The organism is uncultured Clostridium sp. (assembly GCF_910588715.1).
In the GTDB taxonomy this organism is placed as follows: domain Bacteria; phylum Bacillota; class Clostridia; order Clostridiales; family Clostridiaceae; genus Clostridium.
In genome coordinates this window covers 98,538-116,741 of the sequence record NZ_CAJURG010000003.1, presented here as the reverse complement: position 1 = coordinate 116,741, position 18,204 = coordinate 98,538, and the positions used below count along the sequence as shown (strand labels likewise).

Sequence of the window (18,204 nt, the reverse complement as noted above, 5' to 3'; positions counted from 1 at the left end):
AATAAATGTAAGGTGATTCGAAGGAATCAAATAAATAAAAAATAATTAAAATGAATTTAAGTAAATGAATTATATAGATTGATTAAAATTTTAGGAGGAAAAATATTATGAAAAAATTTGTATGTACAGTATGTGGATATGTTCATGAAGGAGAAACAGCACCAGCAGAATGTCCATTATGCCATGTTGGAGCTGATAAGTTTGTAGAACAAGCTGGAGAATTAGTATTTGCTGATGAGCATAGAATCGGAGTTGCTCAAGGAGTAGATGAAAGAGTAATCGAAGGATTAAGAGCAAACTTTGTTGGAGAATGTACAGAAGTAGGGATGTACTTAGCAATGTCAAGACAAGCAGATAGAGAAGGGTTCCCAGAAGTAGCAGAAGCTTATAAGAGAATAGCAATAGAAGAAGCAGAACACGCTGCAAAATTCGCTGAATTATTAGGAGAAGTAGTAGTAGCTGATACAAAGGCAAACTTAGAAGCAAGAGTAGCTGCAGAACATGGAGCAACTCAAGGAAAGAAAGATTTAGCAACATTAGCTAAACAATTAAACTTAGATGCAATTCATGATACAGTTCATGAAATGTGTAAAGATGAAGCTAGACATGGAAAAGCTTTCGAAGGATTATTAAAGAGATACTTTGCTTAGAATTGTAAAAAAATAGTTAATAATACTATGCAGTTATAGTATTATAAGTTAATTGTATTATATAATGGAAAAGATATAAGAAATATTATGAAGTTAGTGAAAATTTAGGAGGAAAAATATTATGAAAAAATTTGTATGTACAGTATGTGGATATGTTCATGAAGGAGAAACAGCACCAGCAGAATGTCCATTATGCCATGTTGGAGCTGATAAGTTTGTAGAACAAGCTGGAGAATTAGTATTTGCTGATGAGCATAGAATCGGAGTTGCTCAAGGAGTAGATGAAAGAGTAATCGAAGGATTAAGAGCAAACTTTGTTGGAGAATGTACAGAAGTAGGGATGTACTTAGCAATGTCAAGACAAGCAGATAGAGAAGGGTTCCCAGAAGTAGCAGAAGCTTATAAGAGAATAGCAATAGAAGAAGCAGAACACGCTGCAAAATTCGCTGAATTATTAGGAGAAGTAGTAGTAGCTGATACAAAGGCAAACTTAGAAGCAAGAGTAGCTGCAGAACATGGAGCAACTCAAGGAAAGAAAGATTTAGCAACATTAGCTAAACAATTAAACTTAGATGCAATTCATGATACAGTTCATGAAATGTGTAAAGATGAAGCTAGACATGGAAAAGCTTTCGAAGGATTATTAAAGAGATACTTCGCTTAAAATATAAAAATTTCTATAAAAAGAAGTTTATAAAAATAATTTCTTAATATAGTATTTTAACAAAAGTTTCATATAACAAAAGGGAGTTGTATTCATATTGAATTAAAAAATTTCAATAGAATACGACTCCTTTTTTATATTCAATTTATATATATGGTATTAATTAGAACTTTATTGATATATAATAATAGGAAGAGGATGAGGAGCGAAAGGAATTAATTATTTATGGCATATATAGTATTATTAGCAATGTTTTTTTTACTAAATATATTGTCTGCATTATCATTAGTATTTATTGAAAGAAAAGAACCTACAACAACATGGGCATGGCTTATAATATTAATTGCATTACCAGGTATAGGATTTATTTTATACTTATTGTTAGGGCAAAATTTAAGTAGACAGAAAATTTTTAGAGAAAAAAAACTTGCAGATAAAATTAAAAGATATAAATTAAAAAGTAATGGCGACTTACCAATACATGATAGTGAAATAAATGAAAACTATGAAGATTTAATTTTAATGAATTATAATCATTCAGGTGCAATTTATACTACTAATAATGAAGTTAAAATTTATACTAACGGAGAAGACAAATTTAAGGATTTATTTAATGATATTAGGGAAGCAAAAAGTTTTATACATATAGAATATTATATTTTTAGGTATGATGAATTAGGGAAATCACTTATAAAAGAATTAAGAGAAAAAGTTAAAGATGGTGTAGAAGTAAGATTTGTAATAGATGGCATGGGATCAAAAAAAATTACTAAGAAAATAATTAGGGAAATAGAATCTTATGGAATAAAAATTTCTGTATTCTTTCCAGGTGTTTTACCTCATATTAATATGCGTATAAACTATAGAAATCATAGAAAAATAGTTGTTATTGATGGAAAAATTGGATATGTTGGTGGATTTAATGTTGGAGATGAGTATGTTAACAAGGGAAAGCAGTTTAAATTTTGGAGAGATACTCATATTAGGATTAGAGGAGAAGCAGTAAGTGAATTAAATAAAAGATTTATATTAGATTGGGATTATGCATCGGGAGAGAAAATGGGCAATATGTCAATGTATTTTCCCAATATAGATGTAATTGGAGATGTAGGAATTCAGATAGTATCTTCTGGGCCAGACCATATGGAAGAGTATATTAAAAATTCTTATATGAAGATTATAAATAATGCAAAGAATTATGTTTATATTCAAACTCCATATTTAGTGCCAGATAGTCCAATGATGGAAGCAATAAAGATTTCTGCTCTTTCAGGAGTTGACGTTAGAATTATAGTTCCTGGGGCTCCAGATCATTTTTTTATGGAGTGGATGTTAAGTGCTAATATTGGTTTATTAATAGAATACGGAGTGAAAATATATCGTTATGATAATGGATTTATACACGCAAAAACAATTGTTGCAGATGGGGAAGTATGTAGCATTGGAACTGCAAATTTAGATATAAGAAGTTTTAAGTTAAATTTTGAAGTAAATGCATTTATTTATAATGAAAAGGTGGCTAAAGAACAAGAAAATATATTTTTAGAAGACCAATTAAAATCTAAATTAGTTATAAAAGAAGAATATGATAAGAGATCTAGAAATTTAAAAATTAAAGAATCATTAATAAGATTATTAGCACCTATTTTATAAAATTAATATAAGTAAAATAAGACCATAAGGTAACATTGACAAAATGTAAAAATATGGTAAAATAGTTTAAAAGAATAGTTTATAATAGGGAGCTCATTAAGAGTTCTCTTTTTTATATAATTCTAAGGGGGCATTTAAAATGGTAGTAATATTAAAACCAAAAACAAGTAGTAAAGAAATTAGCAATTTAACAGGGGAATTAGAAGCTTTAGGTGTAACAGTAAATCCTGTTATAGGTAAGGAAGTAAGTATATTAGGATTGGTTGGTGATACAACAAAAATAGATCCATCATATATTGAAGCAAATCCTAATGTTGAAAGAGTAATGCATGTTCAAGAACCTTTTAAAAAAGCAAATAGATTATTTCATCCAGAAAATACTGTAATTGATGTGAATGGACATACTATTGGGGGAAATAAAATTGCAGTAATAGCTGGACCTTGTTCAGTTGAAAATAAAGATCAAATAGCTTTAGTTGCAAATGAGGTTAAAAAGCATGGAGCTAGTTTTTTAAGAGGTGGAGCTTTTAAGCCAAGAACTTCTCCTTATAGTTTCCAAGGATTAAAATTTGAAGGTTTAGAATTATTAAATGAAGCTAAAGCTAAAACAGGGTTACCAATAGTAACAGAAATCATGTCACCTTATGATATAGAAACATTTATTGAAAAAGCTGATATAATCCAAGTAGGAGCAAGAAATATGCAAAACTTTGATTTATTAAAAGAATTGGGTAGAATTAATAAGCCAATACTTTTAAAGAGGGGATTATCTGCTACTATAGAGGAGTTACTTATGAGTGCGGAATATATTATGGCAGGTGGAAATGAAGAAGTTATTCTTTGTGAAAGAGGAATAAGGACTTTTGAGACATATACTAGAAATACTTTAGATTTAAGTGCAGTACCAGCAATTAAAAAATTAAGTCATTTACCAGTGGTAATAGACCCAAGTCATTCCGCAGGAAAGTGGTGGATGGTAGAACCGTTGTCAAAGGCAGCAGTTGCAGTTGGAGCTGATGGTCTTATAATTGAAGTTCATAATGAACCACAAAAGGCATTATGTGATGGACAGCAATCATTAAAACCAGATGTATTTGCAAAATTAATGGAAGATTTAAGGGTTATTGCATCAGCAGTTGGACGTGAAATATAGAAAGGATAGCAATATGGAGTTAATAGTTGATTTAAAGGATAAGACTTATCCAATTATAATTGAAAGAGGAATTATTAATAGAGTTTCAAAAGAGATTGGAAAGAGATATACAGGTAAGAAAATATTTATTATTACAGACGATAATGTGAATAATTATTATGGAGATAAAGTTAGTAAAAATTTAAATGATGATGGTTTTGAAGTTAAGTTATTATCATTAAAGCCGGGTGAAGAAACTAAAAATTTTAATACATTACAAAGCCTATATAATGAGCTTTTAGATTTTAATTTAACTAGAAGTGACTTGATAATTGCTTTAGGTGGTGGTGTTATAGGTGATTTGGCAGGATTTGTAGCTTCTACTTATTTAAGAGGAATTGATTTTGTACAAATACCAACTTCACTTTTAGCTCAAGTTGATAGTAGTGTTGGCGGCAAGGTAGCTGTAGATTTAGATAGGGGAAAAAATCTTGTTGGTAGCTTTTATCATCCTAAATGTGTATTGATAGATCCAGAGGTTTTAAATACATTAGAGAATAGATTTTTTGTTGATGGAATGGCTGAGGTTATTAAATATGGATGCATTAAAGATGAAGAATTATTTAAATATCTTGAAAAAATAGAAAATTATCAACAGTTAAAAAATAATATGGAGATAATTATCCACAAATGTTGTGATATTAAAAGGCAGGTTGTGGAAAATGATGAAAAGGACAAAGGCGAAAGAATGATTTTAAATTTTGGTCATACCTTAGGTCATGCCATAGAGCAATATTATAATTATACTAAATACAGCCATGGTGAAGGTGTTTCAATTGGTATGTATGTAATAAGCAAGATTAGTGAAGAAAAAGGATTAACTAAAAGGGGTACAGCTAAAAGAATTAAAGATATTTTAGTTAAATATAATCTTCCTTATAATTTAAATATTGATATTGAAAAAACATTAAGTGCAATTAATTTAGATAAGAAAAAGTTAGGTAATGATTTAAATGTAATTATTTTAGATAAAATTGGAAGTTCAAAGATTTATAAAACTACAGCAGAATTTTTTAAAGAATAAAAGAGGAGATTTTATGGCGGATTTAAAGGTAAATCCATCAATGCTAAAGGGGGAGGTTAAAATACCTCCTTCAAAAAGTATGGCGCATAGAGCTATTATTTGTGCTTCTTTAAGTGATGGATTATGTATTATAGAAAATATAGATTATTCAGATGATATTATAGCAACTATTGATGCAATGAACTCTTTAGGAGCTAAAATAGTTAAGCATAAGGATTATATTGAGGTAATAGGTGCATATGGAACTGGTGAAAGTCTACAAAAAAATAGAATTATTGATTGTAACGAATCAGGTTCAACTTTAAGATTTTTAGTGCCTATTTCATTATTATTTGAAGGTAATAGTAAATTTATAGGTAGGGGTAATTTAGGTAAAAGACCATTAACTACTTATTATAATATATTTGAAAAACAGCAAATTAAATATTCCTATGAAGAAAATAATTTAAATTTAAGCATAAATGGTAAATTAAAACCTGGAATTTTTGAGGTAGAAGGTAATGTAAGTTCGCAATTTATAACTGGATTATTATTTACATTACCATTATTAAATGGAGATTCTAAAATTATAATTACTACTGAAATGGAATCTAAGGGATATATTGATTTAACGTTAAGGGCAATTAGTGATTTTGGTGTAGAAATAATTAATAATAATTATAGAGAATTTATTATTAAAGGAAATCAGAAATACAAATCTAGAAATTACATAGTTGAAGGAGATTATTCTCAAGCTGCATTTTTCCTTTGTGCAGATAGTTTAGGAAATGATGTATTGTGTAAGGATTTAGATTTAAACTCACTTCAAGGTGATAAAGAAATAATTGATATACTAGAAAGAATGAATGTTGTATTTGATACAAATAATGGTAAAGTAAGTGGAAGTGTTAATGGAGAATTAATTAGTACAGTAATTGATGGAAGTCAATGCCCAGATATTATACCAGTTCTTACATTAGTAGCTTCATTATCAAAGGGTACAACGAAAATAATAAATGCAGGAAGACTTCGAATTAAAGAATGTGATAGACTTTTTGCAGTGACGTCTGAATTAAATAAGTTAGGTGCTAAGATAATTGAAAAAGAAGATGGCTTGATAGTTGAGGGAGTTAGCAAATTAAATGGTGGAGTAGAGGTATGGAGTCATAAGGATCATAGAATAGCAATGACTTTAGCCATAGCCTCTACAAATTGTGAAAAACCAATAGTAATAAAAGATTATGAATGTATTGCAAAGTCATATCCAAACTTTTTTGAGGATTTTAAAGCTTTAGGAGGAAATGTACATGAGTGGAATGTGGGGAAATAATATAAGAATATCTATCTTTGGTGAATCTCACGGAAATGCTATAGGAGTAAATATTGATGGATTACCATCAGGATTTCCTGTCGATATGGATAAGGTAATTAATGAAATGGCAAGGAGAGCACCGGGAAAAAGCCCATTATCAACTACTAGGAAAGAGGGAGATATACCTGAAATATTAAGTGGATATTTTGAAGGGAAAACTACAGGAACCCCACTTTGTGCAATAATTAGAAATTCTAATACTAAATCTAAGGATTATTCAAAGCTTAAAAGTGTAATGAGACCGGGACATGCAGATTACACTGGTGCTATTAGATATAATGGATTTAATGATTATAGGGGAGGAGGTCACTTTTCTGGAAGAATAACTGCTCCACTTGTGTTTGCAGGTGCTATTTGCAGACAAATATTAGAAAGCAAAGGAATTATAATTTCAGCTCATGTAAGTTCTATAGGAAGTATTAAAGATAAAAGCTTTTTAGATGTAGAATTAAATGAAGAATTAATAAAGTCATTTAAAGGAAAAGAGTTACCATTAATTAATTCTAGTTTAGAAGAATCAATGAGAGAAGAGATTATTAATGCAAGAATGAATATGGATTCTATAGGAGGAACTATAGAATGTGTTGTTTTAGGGATAGATGCAGGAATAGGCAATCCGTTTTTTGATTCTGTAGAATCAACTTTAGCTCATTTAATATTTTCAGTACCAGCAGTTAAGGGAATTGAATTTGGAAAAGGGTTTGATATTTCTAAAATGAGGGGTTCTGAAGCTAATGATGAGTATTATTTAGATGGAAAAAATATAAAAACAAAAACTAATAATAATGGTGGAATTTTAGGCGGAATAACTAACGGAATGCCAATTGTGTTTAATGTTGCAATAAAACCAACAGCATCAATATTTAAAGAACAAAATACTGTTAATATTGCTACAATGGAGGAAACTAAGTTAAGTATAGAAGGAAGACATGATCCTTGTATTGTACAAAGGGCACTTCCAGTTATAGAAGCAGTAACTGCAATTGGAATTTTAGAATTGATGTAATATGTTTATCTTTAGGTTAGATTAAAATACTTAATTAGATTTTATAAAAATATAAATACTAAAATATTTTTATATACTAATTTAAATTTTGTTAGATTTTAAAAATAACCTAAAGAGCAAAAATGGAGGAGAAGAATGGATCTTTCAGAATGTAGAAATGAAATTGATAAAATAGATAAAGAGTTAGTTGAGCTATTTGAAAAAAGAATGGATGTAGTAATAAATGTAGCAAAGTATAAGATTGAAAATAATATTCAAATTTTTAATGGAGCTCGAGAAGCTGAAGTTATTAAAAAAAATATTAGTAGGCTTAATAATAAGGAGTATTCAGAGCTTACAGAAAAGTTTTTTATTAATTTAATGGAATTAAGCAGAAGCTTTCAAGCTGATATTATAAATAAGTATAACAAAAATAAGGATAAAAAAAATATTATAGAGAAACATATTTCAGCTAAAAAGGATAAAAAGAATCTTGTAAATATTAAAATTGGATATCAAGGTGTAAGGGGTTCTTTTAGCGAAGAAGCTATGATTAAATACTTTGGTGAAAATCACGTAACTATAGATTGTGAAGAGTTTGAGGATGTATTTATAGCTTTAAAAAATAATGAAGTTGATTATGGAGTATTACCTATAGAAAATTCATTTACAGGCGCAATAACTACAGTTTATGATTTATTAGTTAAATATGGTCTTTATATAGTTGGAGAAGAGTGTATAAAAATAGATCAAAACTTAATAGGAATTAAGGGAAGTAAGCTTGAGGATATAAAAGAAGTATATTCACATCCACAAGGATTTGAACAAAGTAGAGAATTTTTAAGTAAGAAAAGTAACTTAAAGCTTATACCTTTTCACAATACAGCCATAAGTGCTAAGTATATTTCGGAAGTTAATGATAAATCAAAGGCTGCAATTGCAAGTTTAAGAGCAGCAGAAATTTATGGATTAGATATAATTAAAAAAGAAATAAATGATAAGAATAATAATCATACAAAGTTTATTGTAATAGGAAAAGGACTTGAATCATATAAAGAATGTAATAAGGTTACTGTTGTATTTTCATTAGATGATAAGGCGGGTACTTTATATAATCTTTTAAGACACTTTGCAGAAAATGATATTAATATGATAAAAATAGAATCTAGGCCAAGTAAAAATGAGCCTTGGCAATACCTTTTATATGTAGACTTTGAAGGTAACATAGAAAACGAAGGTGTTAAAAAAGCAATTAAATTAATTGAAGAGAAAAGTGAATACTTTAAACTTCTTGGGTGTTATGAAGGAGTTAGTACTCACAATTAACATAGAGAGGTGATTAAATGGAGTTTTACGGATTGCTAGGAGAAAGGTTAAGTCATAGCTTATCTCCCAAAATTAATAAATTAATTTTAGAAAAAAATAATGATGAAGGTGCTTATAAGTTATTTGAGATTCCAAAAGATAAATTAGGTGATTTTGTAGACGCTATAAAGATACTTAAAATAAAAGGTTTTAATGTTACAATTCCATATAAAGAAAGTATAATGAAATATTTAGATTATATTTCAGATGAAGCTTCTAGGATTGGTGCTGTTAATACTGTAATGTTAAAAGACAATAAGCTTTATGGATATAATACTGATTATTTTGGAATTGAAATTATGATTAAAAGCAAGAATATAATTATAAAAAATAAGATAGCTGTTATTTTAGGTTCTGGAGGAGCTTGTAAGGCTATAGTTACTTATTTATTAGATAATGAAATAGAAAAAATATATATAGTAAGTAGAAACCCAATTAATATAGATTTAAATAATAAAAATAAAAAAATATCTATAATTAATTATGATGAGTTAAGGGATATTAAAGGAGATTTAATAATTAATACAACTCCTGTTGGAATGTATCCTAATATTAATGAAGCAATTGTTAATAATGAAATTATGAAAAATTTTGAAGTAGCAATTGATTTAATATATAATCCAACTAAAACTAAATTTCTTCAGATAGCGGAAGAAGAGGGAAGGCTTGCCTTAGGTGGGCTTCTTATGTTAGTTGGGCAGGCAGTTAAAAGCCAATCTATATTTAATGATAGGGAAATAAATGAAGAATTAATAAGCTATGTATATGATGATATAGTAAAATATTTTAATTAAGAAAGAGTAATAGTGATATGAAAAGAAGTATTACATTAATCGGGTTGCCAGGTTGTGGGAAAACTACAATAGGAAAACTACTTTCAGATAAATTGAATTATGATTTTATAGATATGGATTGTTATATTGAAGAAAAGCAAGGCAAAACTATTTCTGAAATATTTAAAAGTGGTGAGGAGTATTTTAGAAATATAGAAACTAAGTCCTGTATGGAACTTGGAACACGGGAAAAAACAATAATTTCCTCTGGTGGAGGAGTTATTAAAAAAGAAATAAATATAGAATATTTGAAGAAAAATTCTCTAGTTGTTTTTATTGATAGACCTGTTGAGAATATTTTAGATGATATAGAAGTTGAAAAGAGACCTTTACTAGCAAATGGTAAAGAAGTATTATATAAGTTATATGATGAAAGATATGAACTTTATAAGAAGTATTGTGATTATAGAGTTGAAAACATAGGAAGTTTAGAAAGTGTTGTAAATAGTATCTCAAATCTTATATAAAATTAAGTAATATGGAGGAATGGTAGAAATGATTATTGTAATGAATCCTAAATGTAGTGAAAGAGAAGTTGATGATGTAAAAAATGAGTTAACTAAACACGGATTAGGAATCCACCTTTCTCAAGGTGAAACTTTCTGCATAATAGGGGTTGTAGGGGATACTAGAAGTATAGATTCAAATAATATATTAACTTTTGATGGAGTAGATAAAATATTAAAAGTTGAGGAACCTTTTAAAAAGGCAAATAGATTATTTAAGCCAGAAGATACAGTTATTAATGTAAATGGAACTTTAATTGGTGGAAATAATTTAGGAATTATGGCTGGGCCATGTTCTGTTGAAAGTGAAGAACAAATAATAGAAATTGCAAAGTCAGTTAAGGAATCAGGAGCAAACTTTTTAAGAGGGGGAGCTTTTAAGCCAAGAACTTCACCTTATAGTTTCCAAGGCTTAGAGCTTGAAGGATTAAGATTATTAAAGAGAGCAAAAGAAGAAACAGGACTTTCAATAGTAACAGAAATAATGTCTACTGATTATATAGATGAATTTGTAAGAGATGTTGATGTAATTCAAGTTGGTGCTAGAAATATGCAGAACTTTGATTTGTTAAAGCAACTTGGTAAAACTAATAAACCTATACTTTTAAAGAGAGGTTTATCTTCAACTATAGAAGAATGGCTTATGAGTGCAGAATATATAATGTCTGGTGGAAATGAAAATGTAATTCTTTGTGAAAGAGGAATAAGAACATTTGAAGGATATACTAGAAATACTTTAGATTTAAGTGCAATACCAGTAGTTAAAAAGTTATCTCATTTACCAGTAATAGTTGATCCAAGTCATGCTTCAGGATATTGGCATTTAGTAAAACCTTTAGCAAAAGCAGCAATAGTAGCAGGGGCTGATGGACTTATGATAGAAGTTCATAATGACCCACAACATGCTTTAAGTGATGGTCAACAATCAGTAAAACCAGAATTATTCGATGAAATAATGAAGAGTATAAAAGTTTTAGCTGAAATGGAAGGGAAAAATCTTTAATTAAAGATTTTTATAAGAGTTATGAGAATAGTTATTGTTGGGCTTGGTGTTGTTGGTGGTGGGTACGCAATGGCACTTAAAGAAGCTGGATACACAGAGGTTTATGGTATAGATAATAATATAGAAACATTAAGAAAAGCAAAATCTTTGGGAATTATTAAGGAAGGATATACAGACGAAAAAGAAATAATTAAAATTGCTGATTTAATTGTATTAGCTGTATATCCTAATTTAGTTAAGAAGTTTATAATTAATAATAAGGAAGATTTTAAAGATGGTGCAATAATTACAGACGTAACAGGAATTAAGCAATTATTTATTGATGAAATAACTAGCATTTTACCTAAAAATATTGATTTTGTTTTTGCCCACCCAATGGCTGGGAGGGAAAAGAAGGGTATAGATTATGCTACAAATAAGGTATTTAAAGGTGCTAATTTTTTAATAACAGTTACGGATAATAATAAAGCTGAAAACTTAGAATTAATAGAAAATTTAGCATATAAAATGGGATTTAAAAATGTGAAAAAAATATCTCCTAAATACCATGATGAAATGATAGCTTTTACAAGTCAATTACCTCATGCTTTAGCTGTAGCACTTATAAATAGTGATGTTGAAGGGAGAAATACAGGAGAGTTTATTGGGGATAGCTATAGAGATTTAACTAGAATTGCAAATATTAATGAAGCTTTATGGAGTCAATTATTTTTAGGGAATAAAGAAAATTTATTAAAAGCTATTTATAATTTTGAAGAGGAACTAGATAAAATTAAAAATTGTTTAGAGCATGAAGACAAAGAAGCTCTACAAAATTTATTTATTAAATCTTCTTTAAGGAGAGAAAGGTTATAATATATAAAAATTATATTATTTCAAGGTAAATTTAATAGTAAAAAGAAGTTGTATTATATTGAAATTATTTAATTCAATATTAGTATGACTTCTTTTTTTATTTATAATTTTTAGTGATGAGTTATATAAAGATTTATTTTTATTATTATATATTTTTATATAAATTTAATATTTTGGGGGATATTATTTTGATAAGTTATTTTTATTATTAAAAATAAAATATTAATAATTTTTTGTTTAAAAGATAAAAATATAAGTAAATTTAATTATTAATATTAAATAATAAAATATAAAAAATAAAGTAATATTTAAGGCAAGATTTGAAGTGAATTTTTATTAAGAAATGGAGAGAGTATTTTGGCTGGTAAATCAAAAATAACTAAAAAGTTTATTATATCACAAACTATTTTATATATTTTTATAATAGCATTTGTAATAACATTTAAAATGATTTTTGGAGATAAAAATGTACTTGTAGGAGTAACAAGTATAACAGCAATATTAATGCTTACTCAAATTAATCTTGCTGTTTCACCAGTAAAAAATTTATTAAAATTATTTATTATTAATTTAGGCATGGGGGTTCTTACATATTTAGCTAGTTTTAATATATGGTTAGCTATACCAATAAATTTTATAGCTATATTTATAATATCTTATACATTTTATTATAACTTAAAATCACCAGTATATTTACCTTTTACATTACAATATATGTTTTTGACATCTGCACCTGTTAATATCTCAGAATTACCAATAAGATTGTTTTCGCTTTTAGTAGCACCAATTCTAATTATGGCAATGCAAATTATTTCTAATAAAGATAAAACTACTAAAGTGGGAAATAAATTAATAATTAATATTTGTGATAGTATTATAAAAAAGATTAACAATAATTCAAGTAAATTAGATATGAATAAATCAATAAAGAGTAATGCTACCGAGTTTAGAAAAATTATATATGATAACAGGAAAGATGATTTTTATGTAACTGAAGAAGGAAGAATAAAATTAAATATTGTTATAATTTTAGAAAAGTTATCAAATTTATTAGACGAAAAAATTAATAATTTAAATTTAGTAAATGATTTAATACTTTGTTTGCAAGAATTAAAAAATAGTTTAGAAAAAGGCGATGACTTTAAAAGTATTATTAATATTATAAGCAATATGATAAATAACTATAAAAAAGAAAATGTTTATGATTTAGTTAATTTAGAAATATTAAATAGTATTAATATGTTAAATATATCTTTAAGTGAATTAAAAGACTTAGGTAAGGAAAATTATAATACTATAAAAACTATTAAGGATATTCCAGAAGACTATAAAATGATTAATATTCATAAGAAGGAATTTTATACAAAATCAATAAAGTTTTCTTTTGCAGTCAGGTCAGCATTAGGAATAACTCTTTCTATTTTTATTGCAGATTATTTTAAGCTATCAGAAGGTAGATGGATATACTTTACAGCATTTGCAATAATAATTCCTATATATGAACTATCAAAGAAAAAATTAAAAGATAGAGTGTTTGCAACCTTTGTTGGTGGAATTATAATAGTCATATTATTTTCAATATTTAAAAGTATGGTAATCAGAATGTTAATAATAATGGTAGCTGGTTATTTAAGATCATACACATCAACTTATAAATATGGAACTATTTACACTACAATAAGTGCTATAGGAGCTGCAGCAATTACTGGAGGTGCAGTAGTTTTAACTATAGATAGAATGTTATTTGTTATATTAGGAGCCATAATAGCTATTATAATTAATAAATTTGTATTGCCTGTAAGATTAAAGAATGCAAATGAGGAGCTTTTATGTACTTATAAGGATGTAGTTACTAAGATGTTAGATAAAATTTATGAAGAAGCAATTAATAAAAATGATAATACTCATGAAATGGATACATTATTACTTGTAACTACAATGATAGAAGAAAGGTTAGCTATTAATAATATTGATTATGTTGTAGAAGAAAATAATAGTTATTTTGATAAGCTTAGAATTTTAATTATTGATATTTATCAACTACATAGATTAGTAAGAATGAATGACGTTAAGGATATTAAAAATATGATTGAAGATTTAAAATTATTATCAAATATAGATGATGTAAATATTAATGATACAATAAGATCAATTGAAGACCATGCAAAATCAGCTGATAAAATAAATAAAAAAATAATTTTTGCTAGTATTATTAAAATTTTATCAGAGATAAAAGAACTAAAGAGTGAAAATAAAATAGTTTATAAAGAAGCTATATAATAATTTAGTATGAAATAAAAAAATCTAGGTAATGCAATCCTAGATTTTTTGTTTTATTAATTATATGGTTATATTTATAATATGGATTTATTTTGAATAAATATTGTATAATATTTATTGTTTACTAAAGTGGTATAATTCTAATATAATTTTAAGTATGACTTACAAAAGTATCTTTTTTATAAAATTAGTATTAAATTATATAAAATAAATTTAGAAAGCTACTCTATAAAATGTTATTATAATTAATAGGGAATTAGTTTATACGAATTTGTAATACTTTTGTGGTTAAATTTGGTACTTATATGATTTATGTTAGAATCTTATATTTATCAAGTTTAGAAAAAAATTATATTTATATAAAATGGGGAGGAATACATAAAATAATGATTCAAGCAAATAAAAAATCTAATAAGAGAAAACAAAGAAAACAACAAATTTTAATATTATGTGTTTTTATTATAATTGGTGGAGTATTAGGAGCAAAGCTTATTTCTCAAGATAAACAGAAAAATGTACAAATTGCAAATAATAGTACAAGTCAAAATGGGACAAGTACTAATACAGAAAATAATAATGATGTTAACGAAAAAGAAAATAATAATTTAGATAATAGCGGTTATTTATCATTTAAAGATGATCCTAATGCAGATGATGCAGCAATAGTTAGTGAAAATACTAAAGCTCTTTTAAAGGGAGATAAGCATTATCCAGTAAGAACGGATGGAAAAAAGGTTGTATATTTAACATTTGATGATGGGCCGTCAACAACAAATACTCCAAGAATATTAGATATACTAGATAAATATAATGTTAAGGCAACATTTTTTATTGTAGGTTCTACACTTGATAAAAGTGAGCAATCAAAGGAATTATTAAAAGAAGAAGTTAAAAGAGGACATGCAATAGGAAATCATACATATGATCATAATTATTCTTACCTTTATCCTAATAGAGTTATGAATGTGGGAAATATTACTTCAGACCTTGAAAAAAATGAGAATGCAATGAAAGAAATATTAGGAAAAGACTTCTCTACAAGAGTTATTAGATTACCTGGTGGATATTGGTCATGGGAAGGTCGTGTTCCTATGAAAGAAGCAATGGAGAGAGAGGGATTATACAATGTGGACTGGAATGCATTAAGTAAAGATGCAGAAGGTAAAACAAAGAATGCCGATGAGTTATTACAATGTACTAGGGAAACAGTAGAATCATTAGGACCTAATGCAGATAATATAGTTTTATTAATGCATGATACGTATGGTAAGGAAGAAACTGTTAAGGCTCTTCCAAGGATTATAGAATATTTCCAAAGTAAGGGTTTTGAATTTAGAAGCATTAAGTAAAAAAAGAAGTTGTACCATATTGAAAATTTTTAATTCAATATGAATACAACTTCTTTTAATATACAAAAATTTATCAATGTATTTTATAAAGGGTATTTTGATAAAATTTTTTTATTTATCTTCCTTTAATTTTTCCTTCAATTCCTCTTTCGGCTAGAATCTCGTAAATTGTTTTTGAAGTAGTATCAGCTAAAGTGTATCCAATTAATTTTAAAATTTCTTCAAGTCTTTCTTCAGAAGTTGTTTCAATTTCTAAATAAGGAAATGGACAGAAGCTTTTATCATTAATATCAATTTCAATTAAAGAATCATTAAGTTTATAACTTTCTCTATACTTAGAAATAGATTCTTGAAGTATAAGTCCTAATGATTTAAATATTCTTCTAGCCATTTCTCCATCTTCAACAATAGTTTCGTTTTCTTCCATGACTTTAAATGTACCTTGACTTAACATTTTTTTAGTAGTCATAAATACAGTTTCTTTTCCAGTAAGTCTATCAATAGTGGTTCTAACTCTTGCATACCCTTTATTTTCTAAAAGTCTGCCATCTTCAAAGTCATATATTTCATTAACTTGGTCTTCAGATTTAACCTTAATTGCACCTAAGATATTCATTTTATTTATAATGTCATCAACATTAATATCTATTATCCTTGTTTCTAATTCTTTCATTAAGTAAAATCTCCTTTCATTTTTAAAATAATTATAGTTACTATATTATATAATAAAAGATATAAATAATAAAAATATAGTAGTAAAATTATAATGTATAATTTTGTATGTAGAAAAATATAAGAGTATTTAAGTATAATACAATAAAATCCAATTAGAATTAATTTTAAAAATTTAAATTAATTTAAAAATAGAATATATATTTTAAAGGAGTGATATACATGAAATTTATGATTATAAATGGACCTAATATAAATATGATTGGTGTTAGGGAAAAGAGTGTATATGGAAGTAAAAGCTTTACTGAAATATGCGAATATATAAAAGAAGAGGGAGAAAAAAGAGGTTATGAAGTAACTCTTCTTCAAAGTAATTGTGAAGGAACTATGATAGATTTTTTACAAAAAGCGTATTTTGAAAAGTTTGATGGAGTTGTTATAAATCCAGGGGCATACACTCACTATAGCATAGCCTTACATGATGCTATTAAAGGAAATGTTGGGATTCCAACAGTAGAGGTTCATATTTCTAATGTACATGCAAGGGAGGAATTTAGAAAGGAATCTAAGACTGCACCAGCTTGTATAGGACAAATATGTGGATTTGGTGAAAAGGGATATGTTTTAGCTATGGAAGCATTAGAAGATTATATAAATAAAAATAAGTAGAATTTAAATAAGAAGATTTAATTAAAATATAAAGTGAAAAATTATAAATAAATATTTAAATATATAAAATATTAAAATAAAAAGAGTATTCTATTTACTTAGAATACTCTTTTTAAAATTAATTAAGCAGCTTGTGTATTTCTAATTTCATCAGCAGTAAGTATTTTTTTGTTTCTAAATATTAAGTAACCGATATATCCACTGATAACACTTACTATAATACAACCAGCAGCAGCTATTAATACTTTTATAGCTGGGTTATAAGCAAACATAACTGCAAAACCTGCAATTGGAGTAGCAGTACCAGGAGTCATATTAACTAATCCCATAAGAGAAACTATTATTCCACTTAATGCACCACCTATAAAGTTTGTTACGTAAACTGGAATAGGATTAGCACTAATTATATCTGCTTGAGTTAATGGTTCTATTGCAACTGCAATAGTATCTTTCTTAGAACCAAATTTCATTTTTCCAAAGAATACATAGTTCATAAATGAAGAACCAAATACAGCTAAAGCACCTATAGCCATTGGAATACCTGTTAATCCAAGCATTGCAGTAAGAGCCATTGAGCTAAGAGGAGCAGTAGCAACTACTGTTAATATTCCACCAAGAATAATTCCCATAATTACAGGGCTTGAGTTAGCTGATGAAAGTAATACATTACCTATTTGTAATAATGTACTATCAACAATTGGTGTCATACCTGTTGCAATTAAACGAGAAAGTGGAGCAGCAATAATTATAATAGCAATAAGATCTAAACCAGCAGGTACTTTCTTTTCTAAGAATTTAATAACGTAAGATATTAAATATCCAGCAATAAAACCAGGTAAAATACCAAAACCAGAACATGCAAGTCCAACTAATACTGCATAAACAGGAGAAACACCAAGAGCTAGTGGTACAAGTATTGCAGCAGCAACACCGCCTAAACTACCATTAGCAGCACCAACGCCTTGTAAGAAGCTGATGTTTAATACTCCACCAAAGAAAGCATCATGAAATGCCTCAACTAAGAAACTGGCACAAGCTGCATTGGCTAGAGCTCCCATAGCTTTCATACCATTTGGAGCTTTGTAACTAAATAAAGTAAATAATCCAAGAACTATAAGTAAAAGAATTGTACCAAATATAATATTCATATTTA

At 27.2% G+C, this 18,204-nt stretch carries 17 protein-coding genes; 15 read left to right on the top strand and 2 right to left on the bottom strand.

What is annotated here, in order from left to right:
* Positions 1 to 107 precede the first annotated feature (107 nt).
* The 14 genes from QZ321_RS07030 (at position 108) to QZ321_RS06965 (ending at position 15,710) form a co-directional block, all read left to right on the top strand.
* Positions 108 to 650 (top strand): NADH peroxidase, encoded by a 543-nt coding sequence (locus tag QZ321_RS07030; protein WP_294196467.1) that lies wholly within the window; start codon positions 108 to 110, stop codon positions 648 to 650.
* Positions 651 to 771: 121 nt separating this feature from the next.
* Positions 772 to 1,314, top strand: coding sequence for an NADH peroxidase (locus QZ321_RS07025; RefSeq protein WP_294196467.1), 543 nt, complete (start codon positions 772 to 774; stop codon positions 1,312 to 1,314).
* 225 nt (positions 1,315 to 1,539) lie between these two features.
* Entirely contained in the window at positions 1,540 to 2,967 is a 1,428-nt protein-coding gene (gene cls, locus QZ321_RS07020; RefSeq protein ID WP_291746573.1) for a cardiolipin synthase, read from the top strand.
* A 139-nt stretch (positions 2,968 to 3,106) separates the two neighbouring features.
* The gene (aroF, locus tag QZ321_RS07015; protein WP_291742411.1) at positions 3,107 to 4,120 is read left to right on the top strand and encodes a 3-deoxy-7-phosphoheptulonate synthase; all 1,014 of its coding nucleotides are present in this window, start codon (positions 3,107 to 3,109) and stop codon (positions 4,118 to 4,120) included.
* Between the two features lie 13 nt (positions 4,121 to 4,133).
* Entirely contained in the window at positions 4,134 to 5,183 is a 1,050-nt protein-coding gene (gene aroB, locus QZ321_RS07010; RefSeq protein ID WP_291746576.1) for a 3-dehydroquinate synthase, read from the top strand.
* A 13-nt stretch (positions 5,184 to 5,196) separates the two neighbouring features.
* Positions 5,197 to 6,492, top strand: coding sequence for a 3-phosphoshikimate 1-carboxyvinyltransferase (gene aroA, locus QZ321_RS07005; RefSeq protein ID WP_291746571.1), 1,296 nt, complete (start codon positions 5,197 to 5,199; stop codon positions 6,490 to 6,492).
* Complete coding sequence (aroC, locus tag QZ321_RS07000; protein ID WP_291746567.1) at positions 6,470 to 7,540, top strand: chorismate synthase; 1,071 nt, start codon at positions 6,470 to 6,472, stop codon at positions 7,538 to 7,540. Before aroA ends, aroC begins: the two co-directional genes overlap by 23 nt.
* A 135-nt stretch (positions 7,541 to 7,675) precedes the next feature.
* A complete protein-coding gene (pheA, locus tag QZ321_RS06995; protein ID WP_291746564.1) occupies positions 7,676 to 8,845 on the top strand; it encodes a prephenate dehydratase in 1,170 nt (389 codons plus the stop codon).
* A gap of 17 nt (positions 8,846 to 8,862) precedes the next feature.
* Positions 8,863 to 9,678, top strand: coding sequence for a shikimate dehydrogenase (gene aroE, locus QZ321_RS06990; protein WP_291746563.1), 816 nt, complete (start codon positions 8,863 to 8,865; stop codon positions 9,676 to 9,678).
* 17 nt (positions 9,679 to 9,695) lie between these two features.
* Positions 9,696 to 10,184, top strand: coding sequence for a shikimate kinase (locus QZ321_RS06985; RefSeq protein WP_291746560.1), 489 nt, complete (start codon positions 9,696 to 9,698; stop codon positions 10,182 to 10,184).
* A gap of 28 nt (positions 10,185 to 10,212) precedes the next feature.
* Positions 10,213 to 11,226: a 3-deoxy-7-phosphoheptulonate synthase gene (gene aroF / locus QZ321_RS06980; RefSeq protein ID WP_291742431.1), complete on the top strand. Its 1,014-nt coding sequence runs from the start codon at positions 10,213 to 10,215 to the stop codon at positions 11,224 to 11,226.
* A gap of 21 nt (positions 11,227 to 11,247) precedes the next feature.
* Positions 11,248 to 12,081 (top strand): prephenate dehydrogenase, encoded by an 834-nt coding sequence (locus tag QZ321_RS06975; RefSeq protein WP_291746557.1) that lies wholly within the window; start codon positions 11,248 to 11,250, stop codon positions 12,079 to 12,081.
* Positions 12,082 to 12,438: 357 nt separating this feature from the next.
* Positions 12,439 to 14,361 (top strand): FUSC family protein, encoded by a 1,923-nt coding sequence (locus QZ321_RS06970; RefSeq protein ID WP_291746554.1) that lies wholly within the window; start codon positions 12,439 to 12,441, stop codon positions 14,359 to 14,361.
* Positions 14,362 to 14,747: 386 nt separating this feature from the next.
* Entirely contained in the window at positions 14,748 to 15,710 is a 963-nt protein-coding gene (locus QZ321_RS06965) for a polysaccharide deacetylase family protein (RefSeq protein ID WP_291746552.1), read from the top strand.
* A gap of 115 nt (positions 15,711 to 15,825) precedes the next feature.
* Here QZ321_RS06965 and QZ321_RS06960 read toward each other — a convergent pair whose 3' ends face one another.
* On the bottom strand, positions 15,826 to 16,383 hold the full coding sequence (locus tag QZ321_RS06960; RefSeq protein WP_291746549.1) for a CYTH domain-containing protein: 558 nt from the start codon (positions 16,381 to 16,383) through the stop codon (positions 15,826 to 15,828).
* A gap of 221 nt (positions 16,384 to 16,604) precedes the next feature.
* Between QZ321_RS06960 and aroQ the strand changes: the two genes are divergently transcribed.
* Positions 16,605 to 17,051: a type II 3-dehydroquinate dehydratase gene (gene aroQ / locus QZ321_RS06955; RefSeq protein ID WP_291746547.1), complete on the top strand. Its 447-nt coding sequence runs from the start codon at positions 16,605 to 16,607 to the stop codon at positions 17,049 to 17,051.
* A gap of 122 nt (positions 17,052 to 17,173) precedes the next feature.
* Here the strand turns inward: aroQ and QZ321_RS06950 are convergent, their stop codons facing one another.
* Positions 17,174 to 18,199, bottom strand: coding sequence for a PTS sugar transporter subunit IIC (locus QZ321_RS06950; RefSeq protein WP_291746544.1), 1,026 nt, complete (start codon positions 18,197 to 18,199; stop codon positions 17,174 to 17,176).
* Positions 18,200 to 18,204 lie beyond the last annotated feature (5 nt).

What these genes read in the sequence shown, in the direction of transcription:
- QZ321_RS06965 (WP_291746552.1), top strand. Translation starts at nt 14,748, where the DNA reads ATGATTCAAGCAAATAAAAAATCTAATAAGAGAAAACAAAGAAAACAA.
- aroC (WP_291746567.1), top strand. Translation starts at nt 6,470, where the DNA reads ATGAGTGGAATGTGGGGAAATAATATAAGAATATCTATCTTTGGTGAA.
- pheA (WP_291746564.1), top strand. Translation starts at nt 7,676, where the DNA reads ATGGATCTTTCAGAATGTAGAAATGAAATTGATAAAATAGATAAAGAG.
- QZ321_RS06950 (WP_291746544.1), bottom strand. Translation starts at nt 18,199, where the DNA reads ATGAATATTATATTTGGTACAATTCTTTTACTTATAGTTCTTGGATTA.
- QZ321_RS06960 (WP_291746549.1), bottom strand. Translation starts at nt 16,383, where the DNA reads ATGAAAGAATTAGAAACAAGGATAATAGATATTAATGTTGATGACATT.
- aroF (WP_291742431.1), top strand. Translation starts at nt 10,213, where the DNA reads ATGATTATTGTAATGAATCCTAAATGTAGTGAAAGAGAAGTTGATGAT.
- QZ321_RS07025 (WP_294196467.1), top strand. Translation starts at nt 772, where the DNA reads ATGAAAAAATTTGTATGTACAGTATGTGGATATGTTCATGAAGGAGAA.
- QZ321_RS06975 (WP_291746557.1), top strand. Translation starts at nt 11,248, where the DNA reads ATGAGAATAGTTATTGTTGGGCTTGGTGTTGTTGGTGGTGGGTACGCA.
- QZ321_RS07030 (WP_294196467.1), top strand. Translation starts at nt 108, where the DNA reads ATGAAAAAATTTGTATGTACAGTATGTGGATATGTTCATGAAGGAGAA.
- aroA (WP_291746571.1), top strand. Translation starts at nt 5,197, where the DNA reads ATGGCGGATTTAAAGGTAAATCCATCAATGCTAAAGGGGGAGGTTAAA.
- aroB (WP_291746576.1), top strand. Translation starts at nt 4,134, where the DNA reads ATGGAGTTAATAGTTGATTTAAAGGATAAGACTTATCCAATTATAATT.
- aroQ (WP_291746547.1), top strand. Translation starts at nt 16,605, where the DNA reads ATGAAATTTATGATTATAAATGGACCTAATATAAATATGATTGGTGTT.
- cls (WP_291746573.1), top strand. Translation starts at nt 1,540, where the DNA reads ATGGCATATATAGTATTATTAGCAATGTTTTTTTTACTAAATATATTG.
- QZ321_RS06985 (WP_291746560.1), top strand. Translation starts at nt 9,696, where the DNA reads ATGAAAAGAAGTATTACATTAATCGGGTTGCCAGGTTGTGGGAAAACT.
- aroF (WP_291742411.1), top strand. Translation starts at nt 3,107, where the DNA reads ATGGTAGTAATATTAAAACCAAAAACAAGTAGTAAAGAAATTAGCAAT.
- aroE (WP_291746563.1), top strand. Translation starts at nt 8,863, where the DNA reads ATGGAGTTTTACGGATTGCTAGGAGAAAGGTTAAGTCATAGCTTATCT.